Source organism: Oceanospirillum sediminis (assembly GCF_014164585.1).
Taxonomy (GTDB): domain Bacteria; phylum Pseudomonadota; class Gammaproteobacteria; order Pseudomonadales; family Halomonadaceae; genus Oceanospirillum; species Oceanospirillum sediminis.
Map to the genome: position 1 here is coordinate 57985 of NZ_JACJFM010000006.1, position 15886 is coordinate 73870.

Annotated in this window: 12 protein-coding genes; 5 read left to right on the plus strand and 7 right to left on the minus strand. The window is 47.5% G+C overall.

Annotated features, from left to right (window positions below; all coding sequences use genetic code 11):
- From H4O21_RS06555 to H4O21_RS06575, 5 genes are all read right to left on the minus strand, one after another.
- A complete protein-coding gene (locus H4O21_RS06555) occupies positions 1 to 1932 on the minus strand; it encodes a monovalent cation:proton antiporter-2 (CPA2) family protein (RefSeq protein ID WP_182808047.1) in 1932 nt (643 codons plus the stop codon).
- A complete protein-coding gene (locus H4O21_RS06560; RefSeq protein WP_220495541.1) occupies positions 1929 to 2537 on the minus strand; it encodes an NAD(P)H-dependent oxidoreductase in 609 nt (202 codons plus the stop codon). The genes H4O21_RS06555 and H4O21_RS06560 overlap by 4 nt, the downstream gene beginning before the upstream one ends.
- A gap of 137 nt (positions 2538 to 2674) precedes the next feature.
- Positions 2675 to 3376: a 3'-5' exonuclease gene (locus tag H4O21_RS06565; protein WP_255487173.1), complete on the minus strand. Its 702-nt coding sequence runs from the start codon at positions 3374 to 3376 to the stop codon at positions 2675 to 2677.
- 146 nt (positions 3377 to 3522) lie between these two features.
- Positions 3523 to 5148, minus strand: a complete 1626-nt coding sequence (locus H4O21_RS06570) for a BCCT family transporter (protein ID WP_182808049.1) — start codon at positions 5146 to 5148, stop codon at positions 3523 to 3525.
- 405 nt (positions 5149 to 5553) lie between these two features.
- On the minus strand, positions 5554 to 6342 hold the full coding sequence (locus tag H4O21_RS06575; RefSeq protein WP_182808050.1) for a phosphotransferase: 789 nt from the start codon (positions 6340 to 6342) through the stop codon (positions 5554 to 5556).
- A gap of 308 nt (positions 6343 to 6650) precedes the next feature.
- Between H4O21_RS06575 and thiB the strand changes: the two genes are divergently transcribed.
- From thiB to H4O21_RS06590, 3 genes are all read left to right on the plus strand, one after another.
- Positions 6651 to 7682 (plus strand): thiamine ABC transporter substrate binding subunit, encoded by a 1032-nt coding sequence (gene thiB, locus H4O21_RS06580; protein ID WP_255487174.1) that lies wholly within the window; start codon positions 6651 to 6653, stop codon positions 7680 to 7682.
- 192 nt (positions 7683 to 7874) lie between these two features.
- Positions 7875 to 9512, plus strand: coding sequence for an ABC transporter permease family protein (locus H4O21_RS06585; protein WP_368737525.1), 1638 nt, complete (start codon positions 7875 to 7877; stop codon positions 9510 to 9512).
- Positions 9509 to 10132, plus strand: coding sequence for an ATP-binding cassette domain-containing protein (locus tag H4O21_RS06590; protein WP_255487175.1), 624 nt, complete (start codon positions 9509 to 9511; stop codon positions 10130 to 10132). The genes H4O21_RS06585 and H4O21_RS06590 overlap by 4 nt, the downstream gene beginning before the upstream one ends.
- A gap of 90 nt (positions 10133 to 10222) precedes the next feature.
- On the opposite strand, the gene H4O21_RS06595 is transcribed toward H4O21_RS06590, so the two are convergent.
- Complete coding sequence (locus tag H4O21_RS06595; protein ID WP_182808053.1) at positions 10223 to 12451, minus strand: sensor domain-containing diguanylate cyclase; 2229 nt, start codon at positions 12449 to 12451, stop codon at positions 10223 to 10225.
- Positions 12452 to 12871: 420 nt separating this feature from the next.
- Between H4O21_RS06595 and H4O21_RS06600 the strand changes: the two genes are divergently transcribed.
- Complete coding sequence (locus H4O21_RS06600) at positions 12872 to 14677, plus strand: Na/Pi symporter (protein WP_182808054.1); 1806 nt, start codon at positions 12872 to 12874, stop codon at positions 14675 to 14677.
- An 18-nt stretch (positions 14678 to 14695) separates the two neighbouring features.
- Complete coding sequence (locus H4O21_RS06605; RefSeq protein WP_182808055.1) at positions 14696 to 14971, plus strand: hypothetical protein; 276 nt, start codon at positions 14696 to 14698, stop codon at positions 14969 to 14971.
- 136 nt (positions 14972 to 15107) lie between these two features.
- On the opposite strand, the gene H4O21_RS06610 is transcribed toward H4O21_RS06605, so the two are convergent.
- Positions 15108 to 15653, minus strand: coding sequence for a VOC family protein (locus tag H4O21_RS06610; RefSeq protein WP_182808056.1), 546 nt, complete (start codon positions 15651 to 15653; stop codon positions 15108 to 15110).
- Positions 15654 to 15886: the final 233 nt, after the last annotated feature.

The window sequence follows — 15886 nt, forward strand, 5'->3', positions numbered from 1 at the left end:
TTAGCAGGGATCGTCCCTGAACTCTTTTTCAATCTGTCTGGCATAACCTTTTGGTGGCGGTACCCAACCGTGTTCGCTACGGGTATGGCGATCGTAGCGGTCATAGTTTATTGCTTCAGACAGGGCTTTCTCCAGTTCAATAAACAGCCGGGTATACTGATGTGAGAACTTAATATCCTCATCAATCTTCTTCCAGGCTTCATACATCTCTGCCTCGTGACGTTGCTCTTTCTCCAGCATGGCCGCTTTCATCTGCTCGACCCTGAAGGGATGCAGTCCCATAGATTTCAGGGCTTCACCGCCCATTTCAAGTGCTGAGTGATAGGTTTCACTGACAATCCAGTCGGCCCCGGCACGTTTCAGTTCGTAATTGTGGCCCCGGTCAAAGGCCCTGGCCAGAATCTGTACATGAGGGTAGGCTTTTTTCACATGGCGAACCAGAGATATCGCTTTTTCTTTGTCATCGATGGTGACCACCAGCAAGCGGGCGCTTTCGATACCGGCGGTGTGTAACAGGTCGGGACGGGTGGAATCACCGAAGAAGCTTTTAATCTCGAACTGGCGCACGGTTTCTACCTGCGACAGGTTATGGTCCAGGATTACGGTCTGATAGCCATTGGCTGTCAGCATACGGTTGACAATCTGGCCGAAACGTCCGATTCCGGAGATAATCACAGGCCCCTGCTGGTCAATGTCATCTTCCTTTTGCTGCTGATTATTTTTCTGAGTGAATCTGGGTACAATAATCCGGTCAAACAGGATAAACAGTCCCGGAGTCAGGAACATCGAGATTGCGACAACCATTGATAGTATTTGAGCCAGTTCTGTTGGCAGTACGTGATTCTGAGTACTGTAGCCTAACAGAACAAAGCCGAATTCACCGGCCTGAGCCAGACTGAGGGTCAGCAGCCAGCGGTCTGTGCCACGTATTCTGAATATCAGTGCCAGTCCATAGAGTACAGCCGCTTTGAGATGCATGACACAAAGCGTCAGTGCAAGGATGGTTCCGGCATGTTCCAGGAGTAAGCTGAAGCTGATACCTGCACCTACTGTGATAAAGAACAGCCCCAGTAGCAGGCCTTTAAAAGGCTCTATGGTAGATTCCAGTTCATGACGGAATTCACTGTTAGCCAGCACAACACCTGCCAGAAATGCACCCAGGGCCGGGGATAACCCTACCAGACTCATCAGGGCTGCAATACCAATGACCAGCATCAGTGCTGTTGCTGTAAAAACCTCTCGCAGACCGGATTTCACTACATAGCGGAATAATGGATGTGCCAGGTAATGCCCTCCGGCAATCACTCCTACAATGGCTGCAATTACAACAACAGCATGGGTCCAGCCTGACAGGTTAGCCACCAGAGAGAGTTCATCATGGTGCCCGGAGCTATGCGCTGCTCCGGTGTTCACCAGTTCTGGCAGTGCCAGTAGAGGGATGAGAGCCAGCATTGGGATAACGGCAATATCCTGAAACAACAGGATAGAAAATGCGCTGCGACCGCCTTCGGTACGTGATAACTGCTTTTCCTGAAAGGTCTGCAGCACAATGGCTGTTGAAGATAGAGCAAAGATGAGCCCGATAGCCAGTGCAATTGACCAGACCTGTCCCATTGTAATGGCAGCCCAGGCAATCAGAGCCGTAGTAATGGCCACCTGAGCACCGCCTAGCCCTAACAGGCGCGCTTTCATATTCCAGAGCATTTGCGGTTCAAGTTCCATACCGACCACAAACAACATCATCACAACACCAAATTCAGCAAAGTGCTGAATAGTGGCCGTTTCCTGCCCCACCAGGCCCGTTACGGGTCCAATGATCACGCCTGCGACCAGGTAGCCAAGAACAGAGCCCAGCCCCAGGCGTTTTGCCAACGGTACAGCAATGACCGCAGCACACAGATAAATAAAGGCCTGAATAAAATAGGCGGTCATATATCAGCCTCCTGTGAACGAACAAATTCATTCAGTGTGATGAAGTCAGCGGTGCTGATATGGTCGATTTCCCCTGCTTTAAAGTCATCCAGTAACTGAATAAAGCCGGAGATATGCTGATCCAGTCGCTGTTCTTCGACAGCGGTTCTGGCTCCGAACAGGGCATAAGGAGGCAGATAGCGCATACGGGTAATATTAGCCATCTGTTCCATTGGGGAGAGCAGCTCGCGGATCGTAAAGTGATTGTACCCCTCGTGCTGATAACCTTTTTCAGCACCGCCTGCCGTCAGAGCGCAGAAAAACAGTTTGTCCTGCAAGGCTTTTCCTTTTGAGCCGTAGGCAAAGTCATGTTCCAGTACCAGGTCCTGCCATTCTTTAAGCAGTGAAGGCGTTGAATACCAGTACAACGGAAACATAAACACCACTACATCATGGTTTACCAGTCGCTGTTGCTCACGGGATATATCGATATTAAATGTGGGATATTCAGCATAGAGATCAACACAGGTAATGCCAGGGGTATCTTCGCATGCCTGGAATAGCGGCAGATTCACTTCAGAACGGTGAGGGGAGGGGTGGGCAAACAGAATCAGAATGTTTTTCATCAGATATCCTTTTATCCGGGCTCTGTTTTAATTTTTCGTAATAGTCTCAGTATGATGGGATAGCAGCCAATTTTAAATCCCTGAGAGCTATACCAAATCAGGGTAAATACCAGGGCTGAGTCTTTTCGGTCAGCTGGTTATTCCCATAGCTCGGCTATTGGGGTATCAGGGGTGTACCTGTCTGCCACCTGGGCCATGAGTAACTCTGCCGTGGCAAGAGCATCTGTCAGTGCATGATGGGGCGTATAAAACGGCAGGTTATAGCGGGCTCGGCTATCGGCGAGGCGCACGGATGCCGGTTTTTTACCCAGAATCTGACTCCACAGGCTCATAGGTTTACGTCGGTGAATTCTGGCTTCCAGGCCCAGGGTGTCTACCAGTGGAAAGTGAATACCTTCCCCCAGACGTTTTTTCAGCGCCTGATCCAGAAATGGCCTTTCTATTGCCTGGTAATGGACAACAGCTACCCTGCCAGATAATGCTTCCAGCAGAGGCTGAAGTATCCTGGTCAGATCCGGTGCTGAATCCAGATCTGCATGGGTAATCTGATGGATGATAACAGAGGCTGATTTCAGAGGTACGTCCGGTTTTAGCAGCCAGTGGCGCGCTTCCCGGCAGCGAATCCGATTAAGAGTAAAAGGTACCAGGCCAATACTGATAATATCATCCCGTTGAGGGTCCAGGCCTGTGGTTTCAAAATCAATGGCCAGAAACTCAATCTCTGATAACGGGGTCACGGAGGAGGGTATGCCGCTTTGGTAATAGTGTTTCAGTAAAGGGTTCTGGCAGGATATAGACTGTTTCTGGAAGCGATCTGGCCAGTCGATGGGAGCAGACATAGAAGGCATGTCTGTTAAACGGGGAAATAACATAATAGCAACGCCAGTTAACGCCTTGCGAAAATATGACTATGCATACGGACCAGATGTCTGGTCCGTATGGTTTTCCTGAGTAGATTGTTATCCGGTTGAAGTGTTTCAGATAACTACCTGGGTTCTGATGCCAGGCCTTTCAACAAGGATACACTGGCTACCAGCAAAACAATAGTAAATGGAAAGCCCGTTGAAACGGCCATTGCCTGAAGGGCAGCCAGACCACCTCCCAGCATCAGAGCAATGGCAATCAGGCCTTCAAATGTACACCAGAAAATACGTTGTGGTTTAGGTGCATCGACTTTACCTCCGGCAGCGATAGCATCAATAACCAGAGAGCCTGAGTCTGAAGAGGTGATAAAGAATACGACTACCAGCACAATCGCAATCAGAGAGGTGATTTCAGACAATGGTAATGCATCCAGCATCGTAAATAATTTCAGTGGCAAAGTAGACTCAGTAACAGCCTTATAGCCATCATTGACCAGTTGATCAATGGCGGTGCCACCAAAAGTAGTCATCCAGAGTACGCAAGCCAGAGAGGGTACCAGCAGTACAGAGATCATAAACTCTCGCACTGTGCGGCCTCTTGAAACCCTGGCGATAAACATACCGACAAAAGGAGACCAGGAGATCCACCAGGCCCAGTAGAACGCAGTCCAGCCTGAAGCAAAGTTCGTATCCTCCCGGTTAATCGGTACTGATAACGCAGGCAGATACTGGATGTAAGCCCCCAGGTTACTGAAAAAACCAGATATAATCGCCAGCGTCGGGCCGACCAGAATCACAAATATCAGCAGTAATAACGCCAGCGCCATATTGATTTCTGACAGACGTTTCACACCTGAATCCATACCTGCCAGAACAGATATGAGCGCAACGGCAGTAATCGCCAGCACCAGGATAATTTCTGTGGTTGTCCCTGAGGGAATGCCAAACAGATAATTAAGCCCTGCACCAGCCTGGGATGCGCCAATGCCTAATGAGGTTGCCAGACCAAACAGGGTGGAAAAGATCGCCAGGATATCAATGATATGACCTGGCCAGCCCCAGACGCGTTCACCCAGCAAAGGGTAGAATACTGAACGCATAGTCAGAGGCAGACCTTTATTAAAGGCAAATAAAGCCAGCCCCAGAGCCAGTACTGCATAAATAGCCCAGGGATGAAGGCCCCAATGGTAGATAGTGGCTGCCATACCTAAGCGCATGGCGGTTTCTGTATCTCCGGCAGCACCGCCCAGAGGGGCCCAGTCGGTGCGGACTCCTGCCTCTGTACTGGTGCCTGCTAATGAGCTGGAAAAGTGCGACAGGGGTTCTGATACGCCGTAGAACATCAGACCAATTCCCATTCCAGCTGCAAATAGCATGGAGAACCAACCGGCATAAGAGTAGTCGGGTGTTGCTTCCGTGCCACCAATTCGGACTTTGCCCAGCGGGGAGAAAATCAGGAACAGGCAGATCAGTACAAAGATATTTCCAGCACTAAGAAAAAACCAGTCCAGGTTGGTTGTCAGCCAGGATCTCAGATCCCCGAATAGAGGTCCCATATGGTTCTGGAAAGCGAGGGTCAGGAAAACAAAAGCGACGACGGTGAGGCCTGAGATCAAAAATACCCGATTATGGATATCAAGCCCAAAAGGGCCGATTTGAAAAGCGACATTGTCCTGGCCAATCTGGTAATCCGTATTAATCGGATTAACCTGACCGTCCGGTGACATAATGTCGTTATTACTGCTCATAAAAGCAACTCCTGCTGATTCAGGTAAATCATTAACACCATAGATATAATAGCCGGAGCTTCTTACCTGTGTATTGATATTGCAGCGACATATCTGAATGCAGGTATTTCGATATTCACCGGATGGTGGATATGGAATCTATTAGCAGATCAGCTTTTTCAGATATCTATGGGGTTAATGAATTAGCTGAATTTGTTTAGTTATCTTAAGATTGTAGCACGTTTTTAAAGTATTAATCCTTTGTGTTAGAGGTTTTTAAGGTTTTTTTTGCTTATAAGACTAATTATTTTGTTGAAGAGGGCTTTGTGTGCCGGATGATTGAGTCGGCGTATGAGGTGCTGAATCTGGAAACCGGTTGCACATAGCAAACAACCATTTTTTGTAATTGAGGTGATGGTATACGTGTCATAAATGATTCTCTTCCCTGATGCGGTACCAGAGTTTAGCCAGCAGCTGATTAAACTGAATCGCGTCTTTTAAACCGGGAATAAATTCTTCATAGGATAATTCAGAAAAGATGGGTAATGCGGACAAATCACTGGCTGATATTTCAAATTCTGTATACAGCATAGCGATATCAAACCAGGGGTTACCAACACCGGCATATTCCCAGTCAATAATTTTCAGACTGAGTTCATCGCTGTCATCGATCAGCAGATTACCTTTATGCAGGTCGTGATGCACCAGGCAAAAAGAGATGTCGGGTAATTTGCGATACAGTGCCACCAGTTGGTCCAGCTGATTCAGCCAGTAGGCGGCTTCAGGTAGCAGGTTCAGTCTCTGCTGATAAAGGATAAACAGGTCAGGGTAGCTGAATCGCTGAGGGGAGACGATCAGCTGAAAATCTTCTGCCATACTTAACAGGCGATTTTGCAGCAGGCTATGGTGGTGATGTAGTTGCTTATTACTGATAGGCTCGCCATGATCTTTCATCACGCACCAGCCCGCATCCGGGTCGCAGCCCAGTACCTGCATTGACCAGTTAAAAGGCTGAATTGCGGTCAGGACAGAGTGCTCTCTGTACCGATCTGTACCAAAGGTGAGCTCTGATGCACCATTAATGCGAAGAATTAGTGGCATATCATGCCGCATTCCGTGATAAATGTAATTGCTGGTTCCGCCATTTGAGACAGGTGACCAGCGAATATTATCGTGCAGATGCATATTGACCCGTTGAAAAATATCTTCATGCATAGCAGCTTCTCCGGCTTTTAGATATTATGCAGCGCACTTTTTATAGTATTGAGCAAAATTGCCGGGAAATACTGCCAGATTATTAGTTCAGATCACAGTTCCGGCTGCTTAAATGACTGGCATTGTTATTAAAATTGTCCTGATCAGCATATCGAACGGGTTGGGCGGTGTGCTCGTATACACCGATGAAAAATGCCCCGGATTTTCTCCTGTAACAGGCTGGCGCACAGCAACTTCTGTCCAGATATGTTCCCCTGTGACAGGGAGAACATTTTTGGATTACACAGATTAAGTCGGGTGATGTAACAATGACTGCGATTCAGAAACCAAAGGTCGTAATGATGGATTGGAAAAATAAACTGCTATTGTCACTGGCTACGGGCCTGCTGTTGTTCAATAATCTCACTTATGCCGGGATAAAAACGCTTAATATCTATACTTACGACTCTTTCGTTTCAGAGTGGGGGCCAGGACCTCAACTGGAAAAGGCATTTGAGGCTCAGTGTCAGTGTGATATTAAATTTGTGGCAGCAGAAGATGGTGTCAGTATTCTGAATCGCATGCGTATTGAGGGCAAAAAAAGCAAAGCCGATGTATTGCTTGGGCTGGACAATGGGCTGATGGAAGAAACCCGTAGGCTGGGGTTTGTTAAAACCCATGAACTGCCCCTGGATCATCTTAAAGCAGAGCTGAACTGGCAGGATAAGCAGTTTATGCCGTTTGATTACGGTTATTTTGCTTTTATCTATGACAGCCGAAAGATCAGCCAGCCAGCAAATTCTTTATCGGAGCTGATTAACTCTGATGTTCAGGTGATCTATCAGGATCCAAGAACCAGTACGCCTGGACAGGGGCTGATGACCTGGATGAAGGCGGTATACGGCGATAAAACTGCGGAGCAGTGGCAACAGCTAGCGGGGCATACTGTGACGGTCACCAAAGGCTGGTGGGAAGCTTATAGTATGTTTCTGGAAGGTGGCAGTGATTATGTATTAAGTTATACCACATCCCCTGCTTACCATGCTGTGGTTGAAGGACATAACCATTACAAAGCGGCTTTGTTCAGTGAGGGGCATGTGACTCAGACAGAAGTTGCAGCTATCGCTCATACCAGCCAGCAACCAGAGCTGGCACGGGAGTTTATTCGTTTTCTGACCTCTGAAGCAGCTCAGAAAATTATTCCTGTGACCAACTGGATGCTGCCGGTTATCGATCAGGTGGAATTGCCGGATGCATTTGATCAGTTGATCCAGCCTGAACAGATCGGTTTCTCTCCGGCGGAGATTGCTCAACAACGCAAGCAATGGCTGCGTGAGTGGCGTCGTTCCGCCAGTCAGTAAGTTGTTTGTTTCGCCTGTGATGGACCTGCTCGCTTATTGAGCAGGTCTGGCTCTTGTTCTTTACCTTTCAGTCTTCTTCATTGTTAAAAATCGTTTTATGCGCCGGAACCAGGGTTTCTGTGCAGAACCTTGCCATATTATCTGGTTACAGGTTGGCGAATATCGAAATACTTTTGTTCAGGTATGTATTGCGTGAAACCCGGCTCTCTTTTCTTGATCTTTCTGGCATATGGCCTGGTAATGGGGATTACCGGGTTGGCGTTCTACGGACTGGCTGGCTTCAGTCAGGGAGGTACAGATACGCTGATAACACCTGATCTGCAGTTATTGAATGATCCTTATATTATTCAGATTCTGCTGTTTTCCATAAAACAGGCAGGATTAAGTGCTTTACTTTCAGTGTTACTGGCCATTCCTCTGGCACGAGCGATTTACTTTCTGCCCCGGTTGGCCGGGCGTACACTGTTTCTTAAGCTATGCTTACTCAGCTTTGTTATGCCAACTCTGGTGCTGATTACCGGGCTGGTGGCTCTGAGTGGACGTTCCGGATTACTGACCCCCTGGCTGGGAGAGGACTGGAATCTGTATGGTTTACAAGGCATCTTGCTGGCACATATTTATCTGAATATGCCGCTGGCTGTCAGGGTGTTATGTCAGCAACTGAATCATATACCTGATACCAGCTGGCGCCTGGCGCAGCAATTAAAGTTTAATCGCTGGCAGCTGTTTTATCGGGTGGAATGGCCTGCTGTGCAGCAGACTATCTGGCTGTTGCTGGCATTTATCTTTGTACTCTGTTTTAACAGTTTTGCCGTTGTTCTGGCACTGGGTGGCGGCCCTGCATCAACGACACTGGAAGTGGCTATTTATCAGGCACTGAAGTATGACTTTAACCTGAGTGAAGCCCTGACGCTGGCCTGGTTACAGTTTCTGATTGCCGGGCTGATTTTCCTGGTGATGGCACGTATGGGTAAAGTACGCTGGCTGAGTGCTGACACCCATAGCCAGCGTTGGCAACCTCAATGGCCGGTATGGCAGCGGCACGTTTATTCTGCGGGCTATTATCTGAGCTGGCTGGTGCTGTTATTGCCAATGATCGCTTTGCTGCCTTCCGTGATAGATGCCCGTGTTGAGCAAATCTCGCTGGCTGTTATGCTGGACAGTACGCTTTACTCTCTGCTGCTGGCATCGGGCAGCGCCATACTGGCAACCTTACTGGCCTGGTGGCTGTTATTAGCGGTCAGGCATGCTGTGAATGTCCATAAGCCTGGCTGGCGAGTGCTGTTTCAATGGTTAGCGACCCATACTCTGGTGGCTCCGGCGATGGTGCTGTCAACAGGATTGTATATTCTGCTGTTGCCTTTAATTGACCTTGAGCGTTGGGGCATTACCTGGTTGTTGTTGCTGAACAGCGTATTGTTGCTGCCCTTCGTGGTATCCCAGATTCAGCCTCGATTACTGCAGTTTGATCAGCAGTATCATTATCTGGCACAGAACCTGAAGCTGTCGCCTGTTCAGTCTGTACAGGTGATCTGGCCATTTGTCAGGCCTGTGATCAGCAGTGCGTTCTCCCTGGCACTATTGCTGGCTTTAGGGGATGTGGCTGTTTTCTCTATTTTTGGCGGCAGTGAACGTATGACACTGCCGTGGCTGATTTACAGTTATGCCGGAAGTTACCGTATTGCTGAGGCTGCGCTGGTGTCTCTGCTCCTTCTGGCCTTGTGCGCTATTCTGGTCTGGCTGTTTGAGCGCAGCTATCATCGCCCTGTAAAGGGCACAGCGGCTGCGCCTCGTAACTCCACTTCTGAATACAATAAACAGGAAACATGATGTCTGAAGGCCTACTGATTAACCGGCTTATTGTCAACTATGGTGTATCTGACCTGCACTATCAGTTAAACGTTGAGCCTGGAGAGTGCCTGGCGATTCAGGGAGAGAGTGGTGTTGGCAAAACAACCCTGCTATATGTGATTGCCGGATTTCAGGCGGCCTGTCAGGGTGAAGTGCTCTGGCAGGGCAGAGATATACTGATGCTTCAGGCTGATCAGCGACCGGTCAGCATGCTGTTTCAGGAGTATAATTTATTTGAGCATCTTACTGTCTGGCAGAACCTGATATTAGGGTTTCATGATTCCGTACCTGAGCAGGCGCTCAGACAGGCTGCAGAACAATTACTGGTAGCAGAACAATTGAATAAGTTGCCGGGTGAGTTATCTGGAGGGCAACGCCAGCGTATCGGTCTGATACGTACTTTATTACGGCCGGAACCGTTGATTTTACTGGATGAACCGTTTGCGGAGCTGGATGCTAAGACTCGACAGCTAGCGGCTCAGTGGGTGCGTGAAGTGGCGCTTAAAGAGAATAAAACACTTTTGCTAGTTACACACCATCAGGAAGATGTAGAGATCGTAGCGGATCGAAAATGGGTGCTAACGGGTGAAAGCTTCTGAACAAGACAGAGTTGTGTTCCATCATCTGAACAGACCGCCTGAGGCCCCAGGCTTGTCTGATCAGAATAGATTGCTATGGGATAACCAGATTTAATCCGTATTGATAGAACACTGAGGTTCACTGAACAGATAGCCCTGAGAGTAATTGATTCCCAGTGACTCTACCACTTCCTGAACGGCTTCGGAGTGAACAAACTCAGCGACTACCGGAATACCTGCATTCTGGGCAAAGAACACAATGGCCCGTGCAATCTCATAGCTGGTCTTATCCCGGTCAATATTCTTAATGTACTTTGCATCAATTTTTATGCTGTCGACATCCAGTTCCAGAATACGCTCAAAATTAGAGTATTCGGTGCCAAAATCATCAATGGCCAGCTTGTAACCCAGCTGTTTCAGTTCAGTCAGCTGGTCGACATTGTTATCCTTTCCGGATGAGCTGACCCCTTCCAGGATCTCCAGAGTAACCCGGTTAGGCTCGATACCATACTGAGCTGATTTTTTACCCAGATAATCAATCAGAAACTGCTGACTAAGGTCATCTTCGGTAATATTGATGGAGAAAGTGCAGTCATGTCGGGACATGACTTCAAAACTACGATCAATCATCAGGCGCGTAAGAGCGGGTAATAAACCGCTGAGCTTGGCGGCATTCAGGAACTGGAATGGGCCATAAACCTTATCGTCAATGTGCATACGAATCAGGGTTTCGTAGTGGCGAATTTTCCCACTGTGGTTGTCCCGTATACCCTGGAAATAAGGCACCAGGCAGTTCTCATTTAATGCGCGATACAGCAGGGCGTTCCAGTGCATGTATTCCAGACGCTGGTTCTGTTCCACTTCATCGCTTTCATGGGAATAGAGATGGAAGCGTCCGCGGCCAGCCAGTTTAGCCTGTTTGATAGCCAGCAGCGACTTACGCATCAGATCACTGCATCCGTTAGCTCCACCGAAGGTAAAGCTGATATTAAAGCTCAGATCATCTACCTTAATCTGATTCAGGAAAAAGTATTGTCTGACCCGTTTAAACGTTTCGTCCAGAGCGACGTCGCTAAGATAGTGAGCGGCAAATTCGTCAGCGTTAAGGCGATACAACTGCGCGCCTGGCAGTAATACTTTCAGCTGTACAGTAATGGCAACCAGCAGGCGGTCGGCAAAGTCCAGCCCATAAGCAGAGTTGATCAGACTGAAATTATTAACATTCAATACCAGTAACGAGCACTTTTTGTCGCAGCCTGATAAGGCTTCCTGCAAAGCGCTCTTATTGGGTAATCCTGTCAGGCTATCCAACCCCAGAGAGCGTAGCCGTTTGTCCCGCTCTCTTTTCAGTTCGGACAGATCATTAAAAACAGCCACATAGTTCTGTATTTTACCATCCGCGTTACGAATGATACTCAGGCTGAGCCATTGGTGCAGTAGTGATCCATCTTTGCGTCGGTTAACAATTTCGCCACTCCAGGTATCCTGGCTGGATAACTCCTGCCACATCCGCTGATAGAAATTCTTATCCTGCAACCCGGATGAAAAGTGGCTTGGGTTTTTGCCTTCAACATCATCAAAGCAGTAACCCGTTGCTTGTTCAAAATAGCGGTTTACTTCAACAATGCGATTATCCGCATCGGTGATAACCATGCCCTCTGAGGCATTTTCAATGGCTATTCCCAGCAGTTGTAAGCGTTTCTTCTGCTTTTTATACGCACTGATCTGCTTTTGTCTGGACAGAACAATGCTGACAATATCAGATGAAATACCCATTACGCGTTTATGGAATGCAGAAGGTTCTCTGTGTTCAAACGAAGACAGCGCGAATGAGCCTATAGCCTGACCCTCAGAGTCTTTTACTGGCACTGACCAGCAAGAACACAGATTAAAGTCATAGGCAATATCACGCATCTGGCTCCAGCGCTCGTCGGTGTATGTATCTGTGACATAGACGGCTTTATTATGGTAGACCGCAGTGCCGCAGGAGCCCGCTTTGGGACTCGGCACCAGACCATTCAGAGCCTGATGGCCCTCTGTCGGAACAGACGGTGCAGAAAGGACATTCATATTTCCGGTGTCTTTATTCAGCAGCATGATAGAGGCTACTGAGTTGGGCAGGAGTTTTTCTGCCATCTGACAAAGACGATCCAGCACTTCGGTATAGGGACTGTTCTGAGCAACCATGCCGAAAATGGTCTGCTGAATTTCCAGTATCTGTTCCTGCTGATCGGTTGTGACTGGCACATTATTAGCGCTGCTCACGGATTGGTCTGCAGAGTGTCCGGATGCTGAAGAATCAGAGAAGTGCTGAGTTTGAACACCAGAATCAGAAGCCATTAAGTCGTCTTACCTCAGATATGTGCCATTATCCGGAAAATAGTCATCCGGAAATCATAATACTGTCGCAGAAATATACGGCTAATAGTACCACTATACCAGCTGTTAAAGCTCTGGAAAAACTTCGGGTTATGCGAAAAAAGACGTTATTCAGACAAAGAATTCACACTTTGTGGAACATGTCTCATCAATGATCATCGGTTAATTACTGATTTCTGAAAAGGCAAGAGATGTCAATTTTTGTGACTTTTCCTGCATCTTTAGTCTTCTGATTAATATGATATTACAAAATTGTTAAAACAAGCGCTGGACAAAACCATACGAATAGTGAGAACTTTCTGAATATCAACTGGTTACCCGAATGGAGGCATGGGAAGCTCGGGGGCAGTCGTTCTCCCTGTTGTTTTCTGCACTATCTGCATGGTTAAAAAACTTATTTTACCTACAATTTTTGCCTTTCTGGCTTATGGCTTCTGGATCAGCTCAGACTTTAAAGAAATTGCGGCGGGGGTGGCTATTTTCCTGTTCGGAATGCTGGCACTGGAAGAAGGTTTTAAGGCCTTTACCGGAGGTTTGCTGGAAAAAATCCTGAAACGCACTACTGATAAACTCTGGAAAAGCCTGAGCTTTGGTGTCATCAGTACAACGATTATGCAATCCAGTTCTCTGGTTTCCGTAATTACTATTTCGTTTCTTTCTGCCGGATTAATCTCTTTGGCCGCAGGCGTAGGGATCATTTTTGGGGCGAATCTGGGAACTACCACGGGGGCCTGGCTGGTAGCGGGCCTGGGCCTGAAAGTGAAAATATCAACATACGCTATGCCCATGCTGGTGTTTGGTATTATCCTGGTTTTTCAGAAAACCAAAGAGCTTAAGGGCATTGGTTATGTACTGGCCGGTCTGGGTTTTCTTTTTCTGGGTATCCATCACATGAAAGAAGGCTTTGAGGCCTTTAAGGATACCATTGATCTGACCGCTTACGCTGTAGAAGGCTATGCCGGAGTTCTGCTGTTCACGGTTATTGGTTTATTTGCCACTGTGGTGATGCAATCCAGTCATGCGACTCTGGTACTGATCATTACCGCGTTGAGTGCTCAGCAGATAACTTATGAGAATGCGCTGGCATTAGCAATTGGTGCGAATATCGGTACGACCATTACTGCTATTCTGGGGTCTATCAGCGCTAATATTGAAGGAAAACGTCTGGCGGGTGCTCACCTGATTTTTAATATGGCGACCGGTTTTGTTGCCATTGCATTTATCTGGCAACTGACGGGACTGGTTGATAGTGTTAGCGCCTGGCTGGGTATTGCCGACGATAATTACACTCTGAAACTGGCCGTCTTTCATACCATCTTTAATGCTATCGGTGTGGTATTGATGCTGCCGTTTATCGGGCCTATGGTAACGTTCCTGAAGACACGTCTGCCATCTCCTCCTGCTCCTCATGTTTCTGAACCTCGTTATCTGAATCGGGCCGCGTTTGAGATGCCGGATACTATGCTGGCTGCCGTTCGTCAGGAAACTCTGCATCTGTATGATAATGCAGCGAAAATTATTGCCGGAGGACTAAGCCTTAACCTGCAGGATATTCGGGGCGAAAAACCACTGGAAGAGGTGATCCATCAGTCTCGTAGTGTGATTCCAACGGATATTGATCGTCAGTATGAAGATAGCGTCAAAAGCCTGTATGGCAGCATCGTTGATTTTATCAGTAAGGCCCAGGGACGCATGTCATTGTCGCCGGATCATTCTGATGAGTTATTCCGTCTGAGGGCAGCGGGCAGGGATATCGTCGAAGCCATTAAGGATACCAAGCATTTGCAGAAGAATATGTCACAGTATATTCTGGCTGATAATCCTTATATTCAGAGTGAGTACGACACTATTCGTCTTAGGCTGGCTTCGGTGCTGAGAGAGCTTTACAAGGTTAATCTTCAGGGGGATAACTCTGCCATAATTCTGTCACTGGATCGTCTTAAACTGGATATGCAAGAGTACGATCACAGCCTGAATAATAACCTGGGTAGCCTGATTCGCCATGACAGAATCAGCCCTGCCATGTCAGTTTCTTTGATGAATGACAGTGGTTATGCTTATGATGTGACCCGGAATCTGGTACAGATGGGAGAAGTACTCTTCTCCAGTGGTGAACTGAGACTGAAAGCGGCAGAACGCAGCCTGCGGCTGGACGAAGATGAGGTCAGCGCAGTTGCTGAGCAGTAGAGTCAAAGGGATTAATAGATGAATCTGAGAAAACTGATTAACCGCACGGATGAATATCTTCGCACGGAAGAACGCAAACGAAAAGAGAAGAGAAAGTATCTGAAGCAGGTCACCCGTAAGCTCAGAGAGCATGAGAAAAGCCTGAAAGCTCAGCTGGAAGATTGCTCAGATTCAGAGCTTAAAAAGCGACTGAATAAGGAGATTATGCTGGCTCATGCGCAGCGTAAAAAGGGCGTCAAGCTGATTAAATCGCTGAAAAAGAAAAAGTCGAAAAGTAAAACAGAAAAAAACTGATTTGTTGTATCTATCCGGAGCAAAAATAAACAGGTTCGGGTGCGTTGTGTCAGTTCAGATATAAGTGCAGAAGGGGCTGGTTATCAGCCCCTTTTTTTATCTGCCTGATCAGTAGCCGTTTTCAGGTCAATGGTGATCAATCTTCGTCAGAGAATTCCTGCTCATGTAACCAGGCGGCGTGTTTGGGAGCTCGTTTGGTGACAGACCACTCTTCCAGCATCAGAGGAGCCACCTCTTTCAGTTTCTTCATCTGCTCATCTGTGCCATCACGATACGTCAGCTCCAGACGATGACCGTTCGGGTCAAAGAAATAGATTGAGTGGATAATTTCGTGATTAGTCACGCCAATGACATCAATGCCTCGGGCTTCCAGTTCTGCTTTTGCCGATATCAGGGCTTCGCGATCTTCAACTTCGAAAGCGATATGCTGACACCAGGCCGGGGTGTTAGGGTCTTTACCCATTTCTGGCTGAGTCGGTAATTCAAAAAATGCCAGAATATTACCCATACCGGCATCCAGGAAAACGTGCATGTAAGGGTCAGGCTCTTTTGTGGACGGTACCTGATCTTCAGCAATGGCTACCAGAAACTCCATGTTCAGAACATCACGATAAAACTCAACGGTTTCTTTGGCGTCTTTGCAGCGGTATGCCACGTGATGGATCTGTTTGATATTGATCATTGGTGTTCACCTTTCCTGTTTGTCAGCCGCATTCCGGGATCTGTTTGCAACAGAAATGCGGTGGTATTTTCTTGTTTTAACCCGCTTGACCAGAGAGCGCTAATCTCATCCCGTGGATCAGGTTTTATGTTACAGCTTAATAGTAACAAATGTTACCAAATTCAGATTAGTATCATTTGTTACTATTGTCAATTCGTTTTATTATTCGATTGCTGATGTCTTGCATCAGCGCG

What these genes read in the sequence shown, in the direction of transcription:
- H4O21_RS06570 (WP_182808049.1), bottom strand. Translation starts at nt 5,148, where the DNA reads ATGAGCAGTAATAACGACATTATGTCACCGGACGGTCAGGTTAATCCG.
- H4O21_RS06590 (WP_255487175.1), top strand. Translation starts at nt 9,509, where the DNA reads ATGATGTCTGAAGGCCTACTGATTAACCGGCTTATTGTCAACTATGGT.
- H4O21_RS06565 (WP_255487173.1), bottom strand. Translation starts at nt 3,376, where the DNA reads ATGTCTGCTCCCATCGACTGGCCAGATCGCTTCCAGAAACAGTCTATA.
- H4O21_RS06560 (WP_220495541.1), bottom strand. Translation starts at nt 2,537, where the DNA reads ATGAAAAACATTCTGATTCTGTTTGCCCACCCCTCCCCTCACCGTTCT.
- H4O21_RS06575 (WP_182808050.1), bottom strand. Translation starts at nt 6,342, where the DNA reads ATGCATGAAGATATTTTTCAACGGGTCAATATGCATCTGCACGATAAT.
- H4O21_RS06600 (WP_182808054.1), top strand. Translation starts at nt 12,872, where the DNA reads ATGGTTAAAAAACTTATTTTACCTACAATTTTTGCCTTTCTGGCTTAT.
- H4O21_RS06595 (WP_182808053.1), bottom strand. Translation starts at nt 12,451, where the DNA reads ATGGCTTCTGATTCTGGTGTTCAAACTCAGCACTTCTCTGATTCTTCA.
- thiB (WP_255487174.1), top strand. Translation starts at nt 6,651, where the DNA reads ATGACTGCGATTCAGAAACCAAAGGTCGTAATGATGGATTGGAAAAAT.
- H4O21_RS06605 (WP_182808055.1), top strand. Translation starts at nt 14,696, where the DNA reads ATGAATCTGAGAAAACTGATTAACCGCACGGATGAATATCTTCGCACG.
- H4O21_RS06555 (WP_182808047.1), bottom strand. Translation starts at nt 1,932, where the DNA reads ATGACCGCCTATTTTATTCAGGCCTTTATTTATCTGTGTGCTGCGGTC.
- H4O21_RS06610 (WP_182808056.1), bottom strand. Translation starts at nt 15,653, where the DNA reads ATGATCAATATCAAACAGATCCATCACGTGGCATACCGCTGCAAAGAC.